Origin of the sequence: Arthrobacter sp. UYCu511 (assembly GCF_040547105.1) — a bacterium.
GTDB classification, from domain to species: Bacteria; Actinomycetota; Actinomycetes; order Actinomycetales; family Micrococcaceae; genus Specibacter; species Specibacter psychrochitiniphilus.
Map to the genome: position 1 here is coordinate 89,679 of NZ_JBEPPB010000010.1, position 17,516 is coordinate 107,194.

Here is a 17,516-nt window from a genome sequence, read left to right on the forward strand (position 1 = left end):
GGGCTTTCTGAAAAGGACGCCCCGCCCTTTGTGCGGTTCACGAGAGAAGTGCCCTTGCAGAGCACGGTACCAAAAGAAATAGGCGCACATGACCGCATTGATTGACCTGCCGGCGGATGAACCCGTACGCCAGGCCCCCAAGAGTAAGAAGAAAGCTGGCGGCAGCCTGGGCAAGTACCTCGCCATCCGCTTTGTTCTGATCTTCCCCACCATTTTTATCCTCGTCACCATGGTGTTCTTCCTGATGCGCCTGACCGGCGATCCCATTACGGCAGCCCTGGGCGGACGGCTGCCGGCGGATCAGTTGGCGGCACGTATTCACGAGGCCGGATATGACAGGCCCCTCTTCGTCCAATACATCGAGTACTTGGGACAAATAGCCACAGGCAACTTTGGCCGCACCATCTCTGATAACTTACTGATCTCAGACATGCTGGCCACTTACGGCACGGCAACGTTGGAACTGGCCATCAACTCACTGGTTGTGGCGTTGCTGATCGGCATTCCCCTGGGCATGATTGCCGCTTACAAGCGTGATAAGTGGCAGGATGCCATCTCCCGCGTCCTGGCCATCGCCTTCTACGCCACCCCGGTATTCTTCGCCGGCCTGATCCTGAAGCTGGTCTTCTCCATCTGGCTCGGTTGGTTCCCTGTGGCGGGACGCGGCACCACAAATACGGAAATTTTCATGGCCCAGCTAGAGGCGCCCACGGGCATCTACTGGCTCGATGCCCTGCGCAGCGGCAACATGGACGTGTTTTGGGATGTTGCCCATCACGCCGTACTGCCCGCCGTAGCTTTGGGTCTGCTCACCGCAGGCATCTTCTTGCGGCTGGTGCGCACCAACATGATCGGCACGCTCAACAAGGACTTTGTTGAAGCCGGCCGGTCCAGGGGCGTCAGCGAATACCGCCTCCTTACCAAGCACGCATACAAGCCCGCACTGATTCCCATCATCACCGTTATGGGTCTGCAGATTGCATTGCTGCTTGGCGGCGCGGTCCTGACCGAGACCACTTTCGAATGGAAGGGACTCGGGTTCCAGCTGGCCCACTACCTCACAGCCCGTGACTTCGTAGCTGTTCAGGGCATTGTCGCTTTGCTGGCCGTCATTGTAGCCGTCACCAACTTCATCGTGGATGTTATTGCTGCCTTGATTGACCCGAGGGTGAGGTACTAGGCCGTGGAGAATAAAAAGTCACTTTTTTCCCGCTTACCCGTCATTTCCCAACTCAAAAAGAGTGTGGGACTCCAGCGCGGCATGCTCGTTGCCGGCATTGTTCTGACACTGATCTTCTTGCTGACCGCCGCCTTGGCGCCGTTGATTGCCCCCTACGGTGCAACCCAACGCTTTGATCTGACCCAGGCAGCGCCGTCGTCGGCCCATATTTGGGGCACGACGGCGGGAGGTTACGATGTTTTCTCCCGCACCATTTGGGGGGCCCAGACTGCCTTCATAGTGATTGTTGTTGCCGTTGCGCTCTCTATTTTCATTGGTGTGATTCTGGGTCTGGTCTCCGGCTATATTGGCGGCTGGCTGGACAGGATTCTTGTGGTGGTTGCGGATGCGATTTACGCGTTCCCCACACTGCTGCTGGCCATGGTCATGTCCATTGCGCTGAGCCAGGGCCGTTCGGATATGTGGTCGGGTATTTTTGCGGCCGCCATCTCCATCACGGTGGTGTTCATCCCGCAGTACTTCCGAGTGATCCGCGCCGAGACTATCCGTTTGAAGGCTGAGCCGTTTGTGGAGTCTGCCATTGTGGTGGGCGCCTCCAGCGTGCGCATCATGGCCCGGCACATCTACAAGAACGCCACCAGGACGCTGCCGCTAATTTTCACTTTGAACGCGTCCGAGGCCATTTTGACCCTGGCCGGCTTGGGCTTCCTGGGCTTCGGTATTGAACCATCCGCGGCGGCAGAGTGGGGTTATGACCTCAACCATGCGCAGTCGGACGCCACCGCCGGTATCTGGTGGACGGGTGTGTTCCCGGGTGCCGCCATTGTGCTGACGGTGCTGGGCCTGACGTTGCTGGGTGAATCCATGAATGATCTCAACGATCCGCGACTGCGGGGGCGCAAGAAGGCCAAGAAAAACGGCGCTCAGAAGCAAGAGGAGTTGGTGGAAGCATGAGCCGCTCCACAGAAAAGGCAGCCGTTAGTGGGACACCCTCCGGGGAGAGCACACCGCGGCCGGTCCTGAAGATCGATGATTTGCGTGTCACCTTCGCCACGGACCAAGGGGATGTTCCCGCTGTGAAGGATGTTTCCTTCACCGTGGCCCCGGGGGAGATTGTGGCCATTGTGGGTGAATCGGGCTCCGGTAAGACGGTGACGGCCAAGGCCATTTTGGGTCTGCTGCCAGAGACCGCCCAGGGCAGCGGCGCCGTGATCATCAGCGGTAACGACGTCCTTACGGTCAGCCCGCAACAACTGCGTAAGATCCGTGGACGCGACGTGGCCATGGTGTTCCAGGAACCCTCAACGGCCCTGAACCCGGTCTACACGGTGGGCTGGCAAATTGCTGAGGGGCTGCGCGCCCACCGTCCCGAGGGAAAGCGTGTGGGCAGGAAGGAAGCCCGCAAGTTGGCCATCGAGGCGCTGGGCAAGGTGGGCATTCCGGAGCCGGAGAAGCGTGTGGATTATTATCCTCACCAGTTCTCCGGTGGACAGAAACAGCGTGTTGTCATCGCCGCGGCACTGGCCCTGAACCCGGGCCTGATTGTGGCCGATGAACCCACCACGGCGCTGGATGTCACCGTGCAGGCTGAAATTCTGGAGTTGCTCCGTGATCTGCGGGACCGTTACGGAACTTCCATTGTCCTGATTACCCACAACATGGGGGTGGTGGCTGACCTGGCCGATCGGGTGGTGGTCATGTTCGAAGGTGATGTGGTGGAAGAAGCCAGCGCATCAGCTTTGTTTGCCGCGCCCAAAGAGGCCTACACGCAGAAGCTTCTGGCCGCTGTGCCGCACTTGGGCCGCGATTCTGCCTCTGCCGGTTTCACCGAACGAGCCTTCCAGGATAAGGAAGTTTTGGTCCGGGCCACGGATCTGGAAATTGAGTATCCTGGCCGTCTGGGCAGCCCCGCCTTTAAGGCAGTGGACAAGGTTTCCTTCACTATCAGTGCCGGAGAAGTCTTTGGTCTGGTGGGGGAGTCCGGTTCGGGCAAAACCACCATTGGCCGTGCCATTGCAGGGCTGAACCGCACCACAGGCGGTTCCTTGAACGTGCTCGGCTACGAGATGCTCAACTACAAGGAGCGTTCTTTTAGGCCATTGCGCAAAGACATTGGCTTTGTCTTCCAGGATCCCGCGGCGTCCTTTAACCCGCACCTGACCATTGGCGAATGTGTGGCGGAACCGCTGCTTATTCACACCGATCTGAACAGCCAGGCGGTCTCCAAGAAGGTTGCCGATTTGCTGGAATCGGTGCAGTTGCCGGCGGCCTACGCCAAGCGCTTTCCGCACGAGCTCTCCGGCGGGCAGCGTCAGCGAGCCTCACTGGCCCGCGGCCTGGCGCTCAAGCCCAAGCTGCTCATTGCGGACGAGCCAACCTCTGCCCTGGATGTTTCGGTGCAGGCGAAGGTACTGGAGCTATTCCGCGAAATTCAGACCGAACTGGGCTTTGCGGCACTGTTCATCAGCCACGACCTTGCCGTGGTGGACATCCTGGCCGAGTGGGTTGGGGTGCTTTACAAGGGCAAGATGGTGGAGCAGGGGATCGGGAACCAGATCATGGGCAACCCGCAGGACGCCTACACCAAGCGTCTGATCGCCTCACTGCCCGTGCCCAACCCGGAGGAGCAGGCCAAACGCCGGGCGCTCCACCAAGCATTGCTGGGCGCAAAGTAAACTAGCTGGCACAGTAAGAGGCGGTGCCTGGCATGGACAGTATTTTTGTCCGCGCCGGGCACCGCCTAAACTGTTTTCATGAGCGAATCGAGCCACGCACAACACCTGTCCGTCGACGACTTTGACCCGGCGGCCAGTTCGCTGACCGGAGCCGTGGAACCGGCCGTCATGGCTGAGCTATTGTCCATCCGCTCCAGCATCGATAACTTTGATGCCACCTTGGTGTACCTGCTGGCTGAGCGTTTCAAGGCCACCCAGCGCGTGGGGATTCTCAAGGCCAAGCACAGGCTGCCTGCCGGTGATCCCAACCGTGAGAAGGCGCAGATCCACCGCCTGCGTGCCCTGGCCGAGTCAGCCAATTTGGACCCCGCCTTCGCGGAGAAGTTCCTGAATTTCATCATCAGCGAGGTCATTCACCACCACCAGGCCATTTCGCAAAGCCATTCTGCGGCGGCGGCCACGGGTGGCGTTCCCGTAGTCAGCCTAGATGGGCAGGGGTTTGTGGCGGATCCGCAGACTGCTGCCAGAATGGACGCCAGCGGCACGGCGCCTCAGTGATCCCCTCACCCGAGCACACCCCGGCCCCCTCACAGGAGCAGGCCCCGGCCTTCCCTGAAGCACCCACCGCAACAGCCCTGGGCCCCTGGCCCGGAGTAGATCCGGAGGAGGCCGCCAAGGTTTCCGTGGGCGTATTCCCCGGCCCGCACCTGCCATTCCTTCCCCAGCTGCCAGCCCGTGGCCCGGGTTCGGAACAAGTTGGGCGTACGGCTGTGCTGCTCCAAGAACTGGCCGTGGACACCCAGCCGTATGGTTGGCGCTTTGTTGACAGACCAGGGCTGGACTTTAGGCGTGCTGAATCTGCTCTGTCCACGGATATCAATGTACTCGCTGACGTGGTTGGTGCCGCCGGGCTCTCACCGGAATCGTTGAAGGTCCAGGTGGTGGGCCCGTTCTCGTTGGCGGCAGCCATCCACCTGCATTATGGCGAACGCGCACTGGCGGACTACGGGGCCCGGCGAGATATTGCCCAGTCACTGGCTGCCGGATTAGAGGTCCATGCCCGGAAGGTGCAGGCCGCCGTACCCGGGGCCGCACTGACACTGCAAGTGGATGAGCCGCATATTGGAGCAATCCTGGCCGGCAGTATCCCCACCGCATCGGGATACCGGACATTGCGTTCTGTTGGCCGTGCCGAAGTTCGCCAGTGCTGGAATGATTTGTGCGCAGCGGCGCGGAACGCCGGATTCGAGCAGGTGGCGTTGAATCTGACCCCCGCCGAGACAGGATTGGGCCAGGCCTCGAGTCTGTCTCTGCCAGGTCCTGCCAACGGGGCCAACGGCCAAAAAAGCAGTGGAAACACCAACGGTTTGTCCGCGGAGTCCGAGCAGTGGCGCCGTGGACTGGAAATGGCTCTGGAATGCGGTGTTGATGCAGTGGCGCTGCCACTGCAGCTTCTTGACGCCGGGCACTGGGAGCATCTGGCGGGTGCCATCGAATCGGGCCTGGGTATCTGGGCTGGGACTGTACCCGCGGGGCTGCTGACAGCTGGGACGCTACCCGCTGGGGCTGGGGCGGCCAGTGCCGGGCAGGTTCCGCCGTCGTATGCTGTTTTGGTGGAGCGGATTATGCGCCCGTGGCGGAAGCTGGGGCTGGCCGACTCCGGGCTCAACCAGCTGCGGATCACCCCGGAGGGAAGCCTCGCGGGCGTCTCTCCTCAGGCGGCACGGGCGGTGCTGGGCAGGTCGTTGGAGGTGGCGGCGGCGCTCGGGGATACTCGCAACTCCTAGCGTTTCTCTGCCTTGGAGCTGGCCAGCCCTAGAGCCGGCCGGCCGCCTTGAGCCGGATGTACAGGTCTGCCAGTTTGGGCGGCAGTTCTTGGGGCGCAGCGTCAACCACTTCCACGCCCGCCTGTTTGAGATAGGCCGTGATGGCTTCACGCCGGTTGAGAGCGAATTCGGCGGCGGCGGCCCGGTAGGCAAGGGTGCTGGTGGAGCGGTCCAAGCGCGCCCGCTCCAGCGCGGGATCTCGCACTGAGGCCACAACCACCAGATGCTTCTGTGAGAGCGTGGTGACTAAGGGAATGAGGCCTTCCTCGGCGGCTCCGGCATCGAGGGAAGTCACCAAAACCACCAAGGCGCGGTGTGCAGTGACGTCGCGGACCTGCCCGGCGATGCCTTGGGCGTTGAGCTCAATCAGTTCAGGCTCCAAGGGTGCCAGGCCCTGCACCATGGCATTGAGCATATTGCCCTTGCCGGTGGAGGAAACCTTGGCCCGGACACGCCGGTCGTAGGCCACCAAGCTCACACGGTCCCCGCCCCGCTCGGCCAAGACGGCCAGCAGCAAGGACGCTTCAATGCCTGTGTCGAGGGCGCTCTCATCCTCAATCCGGGTGGCGGAGGTTCTGGAAGTATCCAACACAATGACTACCCTGCGGTCACGTTCCGGGCGCCAAGTGCGCACTACTACGTCCTGGCGCCGGGCAGTGGCGCGCCAATCGATAGAGCGCACATCATCGCCACGGACGTAATCACGCAGCGAATCGAACTCCGTGCCGGCACCGCGGATCTGTACGGCGGCCTTGCCATCGAGCTCACGCAGTTTGCGCAATTTGGAGGGCAGGTGACGTTTGGAGTGAAAGGGCGGCAGCACGCGCAACACTCCAGGTGCCGTAATGGTGTGTTGCCGTGCGGCCATCCCCAGGGGGCCAAAGGAGCGGATAGTGGCGTGGTGGGTTGCTAAATCTCCTCGCCGGGTGGGCAATAAGTCAACGTTGAGCGCTGCTCTTTCGCCGGCCCTGATCCGGACCTGCGCCAGTGCATTGAGAGCACCGGCTGAGGGCTGCCAGCCGTCCTTGACCTGGGCCCGCAACATGACGGATGAGTTGTTGAAGAGCCGCAGCACGGCTGTTGCGGGCTCGCCCAGCCGGACTCCGGAAGGCAGAGTTCGGCGCACGGCAACTTGACGGGGTGAGGCCGCCAGCGCCACATCCACCACAAGGACCAGAAGCAGAACGGATACGGCCAGAACCCACGTCAGTAGACCGGGAAAGGCGACGATAGGGATCAGGGCTGCCAGCGCCAAAAAGAAAAACCTGCCCGAAATAGCCATAGCGTGTGCCGATCAGCGCGGGACCGGCACGGTGGCCAGGATGGAGAGAAGTATCCCGTCTACGGCAACCCCGTCCATCTCGGCTTCGGGGCGCAGGGCAACACGGTGGCGGAGGGTGGGCAGCGCCAGCGCCTTGATGTCATCGGGGGTGACAAAGGCCCGCCCAGAGAGCCAGGCATACGCCCGGGCGGACTTCAAGATGGCTGTGGCCCCACGGGGCGAAACACCCAGTTGGAAAGAAGGCGCCGTGCGGGTAGCCCGCACCAAGTCCACCACATAGGCCAGGATTTCGCCCGCCACAGTGACCTGTGCAACTTCCTCACGAGCCTGCTCCAGCTCGGAGGCACCGGCCACAGGGCGTACTCCGGCGGCGTGCAGATCCTGCGGGTCAAAGCCCAAGCTGTGCCTGCGGATCACTTCAATTTCATCATCCCGGCCCGGCAGATCCATGGTGAGTTTGAGTAGGAAACGGTCCAACTGAGCTTCGGGCAGGGGGTACGTACCCTCGTATTCGACCGGGTTCTGCGTGGCAGCCACCATGAACGGAGCCGGCAGCTTGCGCGAGATCCCATCCACGGACACCTGGTGTTCCTCCATCGCCTCCAACAAGGACGCCTGCGTTTTGGGAGGTGTCCTGTTGATTTCATCGGCCAGCAGGATATTAGTAAACACGGGACCCTCACGGAAGGTGAAGGCAGAGGTGCTGGAATCGTAAATCAGCGAGCCTGTCACATCGCCGGGCATCAAATCCGGGGTGAACTGTACGCGTTTGGTGTCCAAACTTAATGCTGTTGACAGTGTCCGCACCAGCAGTGTCTTAGCCACACCGGGCACGCCTTCAAGGAGCACATGCCCACCGGCCAGCAACGCAATGAGCAGACCGGTCACGGTGTCATCCTGACCCACCACGGCCTTGGCCACCTCGGCACGAACCGCCAACAGGGCCAGAGCCGCCGGGCTGGGCGCGGCTGGAATCTGAGCAGACTCTGAGTACTGTGCTTGCTGCTGTGCTTGGTGTTGAGGGTAGCCGGGCTGCGCCTGAACCTGCGCCTGAGCCGGCTGCTGGTACTGCGGAGCGGCCTGAGCGGGGTAGCCGGGCTGCGGGTAGGATTCCGGGTTCGTCTCCGGGTGGGGCATGGTCATCGACGTGCCACTTCTTCCTCTAATGCCGCAAGTTCGGCGGCGATGGTCAACATGTCTTTTTCAGATGTGGGGGCAGCGCCTAGCAAGATGGCATGCACCTGCGTGCTGGGGCGTCTGCTCGCTATGGCGACGGCTTCTACGACTGCGGCCGGTTCGGCGCCGTGCCCCAACCGGAGGGCGTGTGCCAGCCGGGTCATGGAAGCATGCCGGAGCGTGTTTGTGGCTGTTTCGACGGCACGGGCATCCTGGTAGAGCCGGGCACGGCCAGCCATGGTTTCAGATGCCTTCACAATAACCGGCAGCGGCTCCTGCACCAGCGGCCCATTCCGGCGCCCTCGCCACAGTGCACCCACCACGGCCACCAGCATGAGCCACGCAGCGGCTGGGAACATCCACGTCGGGGTCAGCTCAGCTAGGCTGGGCGGGCTTTGTGCCGGTGGAATGTCATTGAGTGAAGCCGTGTACCAGAGCAGCTCAGGCCTACTGCCCAGCAACCGGAACGTCAGGGCAGCATTTCCTGCCTGGTCCAGGTAGTGGTTATTCACGACGCCGGAAAACCCCAGCGCGAAGATGTCACCGGAGCTGTTACTCGCCAAGAGACCTCCTCCCGCCGGGCTGCTCCCGCTGGCAGGGCTAAAGCAGGTCTGTGCACCCTTGTAGAGCCGCAGGGTTCCCGAGGGTGGGCCCTCATTCAGGGCTGAGGTTGTTCCGCCACCGCTGATGGAGCGAGCGGCTTGGGCGTCGGCATTGGTGCAGCCCGCGTCTACCCGAGAACTGCCGGCTGTGCTGCCGGCTGCGCTGAAGTCCGGGCTGAGGCGCTTCAATGTCAAGGGTCCGGGGGTGATGGCTAGCAGCCGGGAACCATTTTCTTCCACGGAAGCTGCCAGTTCCGAAACCTGGGCTGGGGTGAGAATATTTCTTGGGTCGTAAAACAACACGGTGCTGGCACCGTACGCGTTGTGAGATAGGGCTGCTGTTGTCTTGGCCAGGGAATCCGTGGCCATGACATTGACTCCCTGATTCTCCAGTACTGACGCCGCTGCCTGGGCTCCGGCGGGAGCGGGGTTATTGATAGCCAGAGCGTCAAGACTGCGGTTTCCTGAAGTGGCTGCAAGGAACGTCAGTACTGACAACAGCACAAACACTGCCCCGACAATGAGCCAGAACCGCCAGTGTCGCCACCAGTGGGCCAGCCGCTGCCGTGGGGTGCTGTTCTCGGCCTGGAATACGGGACCGTTGCTACTTTCTGGGACAGCGAGAGCAGATGCGGTTGATTCTATTGCCGCGGGCAGGGGAGCGGTCACGTGGCTACCCCCGCGAAGTTATCTGCGTAGACAGGCGTTGTTTGCGCCATGGCAGTATCAGTGGCCAGTAATTGTTCATACATGGACGCGGTGGGCGGCACTTTTCCATAGCGAACTCCCGCGAAGAGGCTGGCTGAGCGCTGAATTTCGGTGCGCAGACCAGGAAAGGCCAGTCCCAGTTCGGTGGCAATTTCCACTGCGGTGCGGCCAGGGGTTCGGGCCGTGACATCACGTTCTTCACCGGCCCGGGCCAGGGCGCGGAACGCTTCATTGACCGCTGTCTGGAAATCGCCTGCCTGCGCGGCGGTCTTGGCTAGTTGGCGGTGTTGTTGGGCAGAGAGGGTCTGATCGGGGGAAAAGACTGCCTTGGCCTCTGCCTTTTTGCGGTTCAACCGCGGCCGGATGATCAAGATGATGGCCAGCACGGCCAGCAGTACCAGCCCAATGGTGATTGCCAGGCCCAGGTTTCCTGCTGGTGAACCCACTTTTGAAAGGAACTCCCTCAACGCGCGTCCCAAGAGGTCCAGGATTTGCTGTGCCAAACCGGGTTTGGCGTCCTGATAGGCCTGTTTGGCCAGTTCTTCAGCAGCCCAACGGCGTGCTTGGTCAGCCCCCGGGGTGACGGGGACTTCTAGAGGAAGAAGGGTCAATGGCAAGGATAGGGAGACCAAGAGGAGCGCCCGGCGGTCAGTAGTTGCCGGGGTACTGGGAGGGATCCGGTGCGGGCCCGCCCGGGATCAGGCCGGCGGGGACAGGAGAACCGGGGATCCCGCCGTCGTCCTTGCCGCTTTCAGATTCCTTGAGCAAAATGATGTCGAAACCGTCGCGGCGCATGCGCAGATCCACATAGATCAGGGCCATGACACCGGTCTGGAATGCGAGCGTGATGGCTCCGACAAGGGCTCCGATGGCAGCCGAGATGACTTGGGCGATGATGGTCTGCATCAGAGCCTGTTCCGCGGTGGCCTGCACGCTCATCATGCCCATAATGAGGCCCACGATGAAGCTGACAGGGGTCGTGATGACTGCACCAATGATGGAGGCGATGATCGCGGCCAGAATGGCTACCCCAAACGTCCTCCACCAGTTGCGCGAAGTCAACTGCCACGAGCGTTTCACAGCGTCAAATGCGCCAATGTTCTCCACCACTATTGCGGCAGGGGCAACCAGTAACTTGGTACCGATCCAGACCGCCACAGCCACAAACGGCAGGCTGAGCAGGATGGCCAGGCCAACGGCTGCCAAAGCTGCGGAGTCGGAGCCCGTGGAACCCACGGAAATCACCAGAACAACTACTAGGGCGCCATAAATCAGTACGGCCAGCAAGGATGCCGCAGCGTACAGGACCGCCAGTAGTAGCAGGCTGCCAATGCGCGGCTTGGTCAGCTGCCACATCTGCCCAAAAGTGGTTTTCCGGTTGAGCACTGACCGAACCACGGGAACCACCAACGCGCCCTGCAGCACCATTTGCAGCAGGGTGGACAAGAACACCGTCACCACTATGGATATAGAGAATCCCAACAGCGAACTAACAAGGAAATCCATGTCAGCGGGGTTGTTCTCGTCGAAGAACACGGTTCCGTCCATCATGCCGAACACGAACTTGCCTAAAGCCAGGAACATGATCAGAAGCGTGGCTGCCACGGTGATTAGCTGGAAGATCAGGGCCGAGCCGAACATGGCCTTGCCGTTGCGGCGGGCAGCCTGGAAAGCGCCGTCCAGGATCTCACCCAACCCCAAAGGCCGTAGCGGGATGACGCCGGGCTTGGGTGGGGCCAAGTACGTGTTGTATCCGGGCTGGGGCTGGCCCGGGTATTGCGGCTGACCCGGGTACTGGGGCTGACCAGGGTACTGAGGCTGGCCCGGGTATTGGGGGAGGGGCTGCTGGGGCTGGCCGTACTGTCCCCACTGAGGTTGCTGGGGCTGGCCGGGGTATTGCGATGCAGGTTGCTGAGGTTGCTGAGGTTGCTGAGGCTGCTGGGACTGGCCGGCGTATTGTCCCCACTGAGGTTGCTGAGGCTGCTGGGACTGGCCGGCGTATTGTCCCCACTGAGGTTGCTGCGGCTGCTGGTGTTGCTGGGGTTGGCCGGGGTATTGGGATCCAGGGTACTGAGGCGCGGGCTGCTGAGCCGGGCCCGGGTACTGCGGTTGTTGGGCAGGCTGCTGCGGTTGCTGTGCAGGGTACTGCGGTTGCCCACCCTGCCCCGGCTGACCTGGGACGCCACCCTGCCCCGGCTGACCGGCTTGGTCGGCGTGATCTGGCTGCTCTTGTTGTCCCTGTGATTCCTGCGTCATCATGCTCCCTGAAATTTTCCCCGTGAAATTCGTGTACTGCAGTGTTAAACGGCGGGTCTGCGCCGCGAGATCCAACTAAAACCTAAGAGCCGAAAGTGAGGCCAAGAAACCAATCTAGGTGCGCAGCGGAATCAGCCCGTTGCTACGTCCATCATCAAACCCTATCGGGAAGAACCCTCTTTACCCTGTGAATTACAGGGCATGACCGAAACTATTGCAGTGCTCTGTGGAGCGTCGATGGGGTCTTTGGGCCGTTGATAGGCAAATATAGAGGTATGAAGGCACGTATTTTAGTTGTTGACGATGACGAAGCACTGGCCGAGATGATTGGCATTGTTCTGCGCAATGACGGGTTTGACCCGGTTTTTTGTGCCGATGGCGCCAAGGCCCTGGAAATTTTCCAGTCCAGCAAGCCCGATCTGGTCCTGCTGGACTTGATGCTGCCCGGAATTGATGGCATTGAAATTTGCCGCCTGATCCGTGGCGAATCTGATGTGCCCATTGTGATGCTGACGGCTAAATCCGATACCTCGGATGTGGTGCGTGGGCTCGAATCTGGTGCCGATGATTATGTGGCCAAACCCTTTAAGCCCGCAGAGTTGGTAGCCCGTGTCCGTGCCCGGCTGCGTCCCGGCGATGTCAAGGCCCCTGAAACCCTTGTTATCGGCGAGATCAGCATCGATGTGGCCGGGCATTCCGTGCGCCGCGCCGGGGAGCGGATTTCCCTGACCCCGCTGGAGTTTGACCTCCTGGTTGCCCTGGCCCGCAAGCCGTGGCAGGTATTTTCCCGCGAGCTGTTGTTGGAACAGGTGTGGGGTTACCGCCACGCTGCTGACACGCGCCTGGTCAACGTCCACGTTCAGCGTCTGCGCTCCAAGATTGAACGCGATCCCGAGGCTCCCGAAGTGGTTCTGACGGTTCGCGGTGTTGGCTACAAGGCCGGGCAGTAAGCGCTGAATCCCGTGCGCCTCGAGTGAGCAAGCCATGAGTGAAGAGCCGCAGCCGCACGACGTCGGAGATTTGGCTGCCCCGGATTTTGAGGCTGACACTGTGCCCGCCACGGATAACAACGCGCACGGAGTAGTTATCTCACTGCTCGCCAAGGCCCTTGGTCTTCTGGCTGCGGCAGGCCGTTTCGTGGCGCAATTTTTTGCTTGGATTAGGCGCTGGTGGACGCGGCGTTGGCGCGTGTCCTTGCAGTTCCGCACGGTTGCCACCACCTTGATCATTGCCTCCGTGGCTGTGGTGGGTGTTGGCGGCTACCTGGCCGGACAGATTTCCAATGGCCTCTTCCAGGAGCGGCTCACTCAGGCGCAACAAGAATCCGCCCGTGGCGCCACGCAAGTTCAGGAGAGTTTTTCCAACGCGAGTCTGAGCGATCAGCCGCGTGTGTCCACCTATGTGGGGGACACCTTGCGGTTGTTGGAAGTGGGTGGCGCAGACGATAACCGCAAGTACCTGATGGTGAAGATTCCCGGCCAAACTAGCCGCCTTGCCGTCAGCTCCTCGGACTCCGGCGGTGTCACTACTGCCATCATCCCGGACGAGCTCCGTGAGGCAGTCCAAAGCGATCCCGACGGCCAGTTCTGGCAGTCAATAGCGCTGCCCACGGGCGAGTCCGGATTCAGCCCGGCCGTTGTGGTGGGCAGCCAAGTGGAACTGCTGCGCACCCACTACGAGCTGTACATGATCTATGACCTGAACACCGCCCAGATGACGTTGAACTACATTCAGTCAGTGTTGTGGCTGGCCGGTGGGATTCTGTTGCTGCTCATTGGTGTCATCATCTGGTACGTCACACGGACCGTGGTGAAGCCTGTCAGTGAGGCAGCCGCCGTGTCAGAAAAATTGGCGGCCGGTGAGCTTGAAGAACGGATGGCCGTCAGTGGTGAGGATGAAATGGCCCGCTTGGCCACCTCATTCAATAAAATGGCCACCTCCTTGCAGGATCAGATCACCGCACTCGGTGCGCTTTCAGAGATGCAGCAGCGTTTCGTCTCGGACGTCTCCCACGAACTGCGCACACCGCTGACCACAGTGCGCATGGCCGCTGAGGTACTCTTCGATGCCCGCGAGGATTTTGACCCCATCAATAAACGCTCCTCCGAGCTGCTTTTCCACCAGGTGGAGCGTTTTGAGCTGCTACTGGCTGATCTGTTGGAAATTTCCCGTTTTGATGCTGGTGTGGCAGATCTGGATGTGGAGTCGTTGGATATCTTCTCCGTCATCCATTCAGTCATTGACGGGGCTATGCCAGTGGCCGAGGCGAACAAGGCAGAGCTTTCTGTGGTGACCCGCCTGCGCAGCCACAAGTGCGTGGTGGAGATGGATTCGCGCCGGATTGACAGGATTCTACGCAACCTGGTGCTGAATGCGGTGGAGCACAGCGAAGGAAACCCGGTGAAGATTTACGTCTCAGCGGACGAGAGTGCCGTAGCCGTGGCCGTGCGTGACTACGGCATCGGAATGTCTCCGGCGGCTCTTGGCCACGTCTTTGACAGGTTCTGGCGCGCAGATTCGGCCCGCGCCCGCACCACGGGCGGCAGCGGGTTGGGGCTCTCCATCGCGATGGAAGACGCCCGCCTGCATGATGGCTGGCTGGATGCCTGGGGCGTCATTGGAGAAGGTTCCTGTTTCCGCCTCACACTGCCGCGCAAACGTGGCACAGTTCTGACCCATTCACCGGTTCCGCTACCTCCCGACGGTGGCCAGGCCGGCAGTTCCAGTACTTTAAACACCTCCCCAGTTCTGACCCACACCGGTGCGCTGGGGGTTGTGGGAGCCCTGGGCAGTATTAAGTCCGTGCCCGAGGCGGCTAAGAACCAGGAAAAGCGCGGACCCGATCCCGAAGATCCGGGCATCACTAGTTCTGAAAAGGTGAATCGCTGATGGGTATCACGGCAAGAACAGCTCAGCACCCGGCGGCCCACACCAGGCGGAACTGGCCGGTGGCGCTGTGGGCCATGGCCGTCGTCGTACTTCTGGCGGTGAGCGGCTGTGCCACCATCCCCATGCAGGGGCCTGTGGGTAAAAGTGATCCGCTGGCGCCACGGAGCAACTCCGTCAATGTGAGCCTGCAGCAGTTTTCCCCCGTGGATGGAGCCTCGCCGGAGAGCATTATTCGCGGTTTCATTGACTCCGGAACAGGTGTGAGTGACGACTTTCAGGTGGCCCGGCAATATCTGACGCCGGCGCTGGCACAGTCATGGGCGCCGGATAAGCGCACTCTGGTCTATACGAACACCTTTGCCGTGGCGGCCACCTATGAACAGGACACCTTTGAGCTGAAGTTCGATGTGGTCTCCGCGGTGGACGCAACCGGTGTGCTGACCCCGGCCAAACCGGATTCATCGGAACTGTTGCGGATGAAAATGGTGCAAGTGGATGGGCAGTGGAGAATCTCGGAAGCGCCCGACGGCGTGATCCTCACCGAGGCGAACTTCCAAACGCTGTTCGCACCGGTCTCGCTCTACTTCTATGATCCGAGTTTCACCTTTGGGGTCCCCGATGTCAGGTGGCTGGCTGGGCGCTCCTCACGCACGGCCACCTCCATTGTCAAAGCGATGCTCAACGGCCCGGCACCCTATTTGCAAGGCGCCGTGGTGAGTGCATTCCCCAACGGCATTGCCTTGGAGCGCGATTCGGTGCCCGTGATCAATGGGCAGGCCCGGGTGGGGTTGACTGCAGGGCCTCTGTTGGAAACAAGCATCGAGCAGCGCCAGCAAATGAACGCGCAGTTGTTGACCACGTTCCAAAAGAGCCTGAACACCATCACTGAGGTGGCGTTCTTGGCCGATGACAGATCTGTTGACATGGGCAGCACTGATAACGAGGTGAGCCGCATGATCGTGGACAATCCCGTGCGGCCCACCCAGGTGGCGCTATCCAAGAACGAGCTGGTCACCTTCGACGGCGTCAAGAGTGCCCGCATTCCCGGGATGGCATCTGTGGCAGGTCTCGATCCGTCGGCGCCGGCCATTTCCTATTCGGGGAAGGACTTTGCGTTCCTAGCAGGGGTGGGAAACCAAATATATTGGGCAACACCCAATGAGCCACCCGTGCTTGCCTTGTCTGGGGTGGGCCTGACCCCGCCCTCGTTTGCCCCCAACGGCTGGCTGTTCTCTGCTGCTGGGGACGGCTCTGGCCTGGTGTTGGCAATCAATCCGGACGACAACGGCAAGTTGGGCGCACCTGTTCTGCTCAGGGTTCCTTGGTTGGTGGGGCAGGAAGTCAGTACCTTCAGGGTGTCCCGTGATGGCACCAGGGCCTTGGTTATTTCCCAGTCCAACGGCATCAGCAAAGTCAACATGACGGGTATTTTTAAATCCGGTGAGGTCCCCAAGGAACTCACCACGCCCATCAATTTTCTGCATTCCGGGATGCCTACGCTCGGCGTCTGGGTGGGGGGTGCCAGCGTTGCCGTCATGGCCCCCTCTGATACTGACCCGGTGGTCATCGATATTTTGGATCTAGCCGCGCGTCCGTTGGCATTGGATGAGCTCAAGGGTGTGCAATGGATCAGCGCCGGATCCGGTGTCCGGAACATCCATGCTCAGACGGCCACGGAGTTCTTCACCAATGTGGGCAGTTATTGGGAAGTGGCCGCTAAGGAACTCCAACAGTCCTCGTTCGCAGGATAGGCACTGGATAGGCGCCGGCCGTGCGCCACTAGCACGTCCCTTCCCTGCCGCCGGTGCTTGATTCCTGCCCAAGCGTTTAGCCTGCAACCTTCTACACAATGGGTGGCCTGGTACTTCCATAGGCACGGCGGCACAAGCATGCTGGGCAGATGGATACGAGAGCAGGAACTGGCCAGGTAGCCGCCCGGCACAGGGGGCGGGCAGGAACTGTGTGGCTGCGGGCCTGGTTGTGGTGCGAAGCAGCCTGGCGTGACTTCCTGAATTTGGTATTGCCGGCCGACTGCGTGGTCTGTGGCGCGGATGACCACGCTTTGTGTCCAGGCTGCGCAGTTCTCCTGCGCCAGCAAACGGGCGCGCCATTCCGGGCCGAACAGCATGCCGATGCCCTGATGGGTGTTTCCGGGGATCCGTTGCTGACGGTTTTTGCTGCCGGGGAATACCGGGATGCGTTGGCGCAGGCCATCTTGGCGTTCAAGAATCACGGGCGAACCGAACTTGGCCCGCCGTTGGCCCGGGTGTTAGCCCGAACCCTGACGGCGGCTCTCACCGGTCCTGGCCCACCCGACCAACACATGTGCCCCGCGCAAGATATAAACCCGGCCCGGCTCATCCCGCACGGCTTGCTCCTGGTCCCCGTGCCTAGTACTGGCAGTGGTTGGCGGCGCCGCGGATATGATCCCGTTGCTCTGCTGCTACGGGCCCTCATACGTGAGGGCCGGCTGCCTGAAGGGCTGGAGGTGGCGCCCGTCCTGCGCATCAAAACCAAGCTGCCGTGGCACAGGGCGCATCAGAAGGGGTTGGGCAGGGCTGCCCGGCGGCGCAATGTGCGTAACACTATGGCAATCAAGGCAAAAAAAGTGAGAAATTTTCGGCCGACAGCGAAGCCAAGTGGCCAAGAAATAGTTCTCCTTGACGATGTTCTGACCACTGGTTCCACTCTCAGGGAAGCAGCAAAAACACTGGAATTAGCGGGGTTTAATCTCCGTTGCGCAGTGGTTTTGGCAGCTGCGAAAGCCCCGTCAGGTGATGCGGAAACCAGCGGCCGGAGCGGAGGCGCGGAAAACAATTTTTGAGCAAAAGATGAATAAAACCATGAGGTGAACTAACGTGAGTAAACGGGTACCTCTAGCAAGGGGAAACCGCCCGTCGGCGGTCAGGAATACAGCGATAA

At 61.1% G+C, this 17,516-nt stretch carries 15 protein-coding genes; 10 read left to right on the forward strand and 5 right to left on the reverse strand.

What is annotated here, in order from left to right:
* Positions 1-88: 88 nt before the first annotated feature.
* From ABIB48_RS13775 to ABIB48_RS13795, 5 genes are all read left to right on the forward strand, one after another.
* Entirely contained in the window at positions 89-1,180 is a 1,092-nt protein-coding gene (locus ABIB48_RS13775) for an ABC transporter permease (RefSeq protein ID WP_315912983.1), read from the forward strand.
* A gap of 3 nt (positions 1,181-1,183) precedes the next feature.
* A complete protein-coding gene (locus ABIB48_RS13780; RefSeq protein ID WP_110107080.1) occupies positions 1,184-2,134 on the forward strand; it encodes an ABC transporter permease in 951 nt (316 codons plus the stop codon).
* A complete protein-coding gene (locus ABIB48_RS13785) occupies positions 2,131-3,855 on the forward strand; it encodes an ABC transporter ATP-binding protein (RefSeq protein WP_354213351.1) in 1,725 nt (574 codons plus the stop codon). Before ABIB48_RS13780 ends, ABIB48_RS13785 begins: the two co-directional genes overlap by 4 nt.
* 78 nt (positions 3,856-3,933) lie before the next feature.
* Positions 3,934-4,413: a chorismate mutase gene (locus ABIB48_RS13790; RefSeq protein WP_110107082.1), complete on the forward strand. Its 480-nt coding sequence runs from the start codon at positions 3,934-3,936 to the stop codon at positions 4,411-4,413.
* Complete coding sequence (locus ABIB48_RS13795) at positions 4,410-5,642, forward strand: uroporphyrinogen decarboxylase/cobalamine-independent methonine synthase family protein (RefSeq protein ID WP_308467747.1); 1,233 nt, start codon at positions 4,410-4,412, stop codon at positions 5,640-5,642. Before ABIB48_RS13790 ends, ABIB48_RS13795 begins: the two co-directional genes overlap by 4 nt.
* Before the next feature lie 28 nt (positions 5,643-5,670).
* Here the strand turns inward: ABIB48_RS13795 and ABIB48_RS13800 are convergent, their stop codons facing one another.
* Genes ABIB48_RS13800 through ABIB48_RS13820 form a run of 5 tightly spaced genes read right to left on the reverse strand, consistent with a single transcriptional unit; the run spans position 5,671 to position 11,189 of the window.
* Positions 5,671-6,963 carry a DUF58 domain-containing protein gene (locus ABIB48_RS13800; RefSeq protein ID WP_110107083.1) on the reverse strand — a complete coding sequence of 431 codons (1,293 nt, stop codon included), beginning with the start codon at positions 6,961-6,963 and terminating at the stop codon, positions 5,671-5,673.
* 12 nt (positions 6,964-6,975) lie between these two features.
* The gene (locus tag ABIB48_RS13805) at positions 6,976-8,106 is read right to left on the reverse strand and encodes an AAA family ATPase (RefSeq protein WP_245932259.1); all 1,131 of its coding nucleotides are present in this window, start codon (positions 8,104-8,106) and stop codon (positions 6,976-6,978) included.
* The gene (locus tag ABIB48_RS13810; protein ID WP_110107084.1) at positions 8,103-9,410 is read right to left on the reverse strand and encodes a DUF4350 domain-containing protein; all 1,308 of its coding nucleotides are present in this window, start codon (positions 9,408-9,410) and stop codon (positions 8,103-8,105) included. The genes ABIB48_RS13805 and ABIB48_RS13810 overlap by 4 nt, the downstream gene beginning before the upstream one ends.
* The gene (locus ABIB48_RS13815; RefSeq protein WP_354213352.1) at positions 9,407-10,060 is read right to left on the reverse strand and encodes a DUF4129 domain-containing protein; all 654 of its coding nucleotides are present in this window, start codon (positions 10,058-10,060) and stop codon (positions 9,407-9,409) included. The genes ABIB48_RS13810 and ABIB48_RS13815 overlap by 4 nt, the downstream gene beginning before the upstream one ends.
* 37 nt (positions 10,061-10,097) lie before the next feature.
* Entirely contained in the window at positions 10,098-11,189 is a 1,092-nt protein-coding gene (locus tag ABIB48_RS13820) for a DUF7847 domain-containing protein (RefSeq protein WP_110107086.1), read from the reverse strand.
* Positions 11,190-11,225: 36 nt separating this feature from the next.
* Between ABIB48_RS13820 and ABIB48_RS13825 the strand changes: the two genes are divergently transcribed.
* From ABIB48_RS13825 to ABIB48_RS13845, 5 genes are all read left to right on the forward strand, one after another.
* Positions 11,226-11,693 (forward strand): hypothetical protein, encoded by a 468-nt coding sequence (locus tag ABIB48_RS13825; RefSeq protein WP_354213353.1) that lies wholly within the window; start codon positions 11,226-11,228, stop codon positions 11,691-11,693.
* A 287-nt stretch (positions 11,694-11,980) separates the two neighbouring features.
* Positions 11,981-12,655 carry an MtrAB system response regulator MtrA gene (gene mtrA / locus ABIB48_RS13830; protein ID WP_110107088.1) on the forward strand — a complete coding sequence of 225 codons (675 nt, stop codon included), beginning with the start codon at positions 11,981-11,983 and terminating at the stop codon, positions 12,653-12,655.
* Between the two features lie 34 nt (positions 12,656-12,689).
* A complete protein-coding gene (mtrB, locus tag ABIB48_RS13835; protein WP_110107089.1) occupies positions 12,690-14,594 on the forward strand; it encodes an MtrAB system histidine kinase MtrB in 1,905 nt (634 codons plus the stop codon).
* The gene (locus ABIB48_RS13840; RefSeq protein ID WP_354213354.1) at positions 14,594-16,345 is read left to right on the forward strand and encodes an LpqB family beta-propeller domain-containing protein; all 1,752 of its coding nucleotides are present in this window, start codon (positions 14,594-14,596) and stop codon (positions 16,343-16,345) included. Before mtrB ends, ABIB48_RS13840 begins: the two co-directional genes overlap by 1 nt.
* 149 nt (positions 16,346-16,494) lie before the next feature.
* A complete protein-coding gene (locus ABIB48_RS13845; RefSeq protein ID WP_354213355.1) occupies positions 16,495-17,418 on the forward strand; it encodes a ComF family protein in 924 nt (307 codons plus the stop codon).
* The last annotated feature ends 98 nt before the right edge of the window (positions 17,419-17,516 follow it).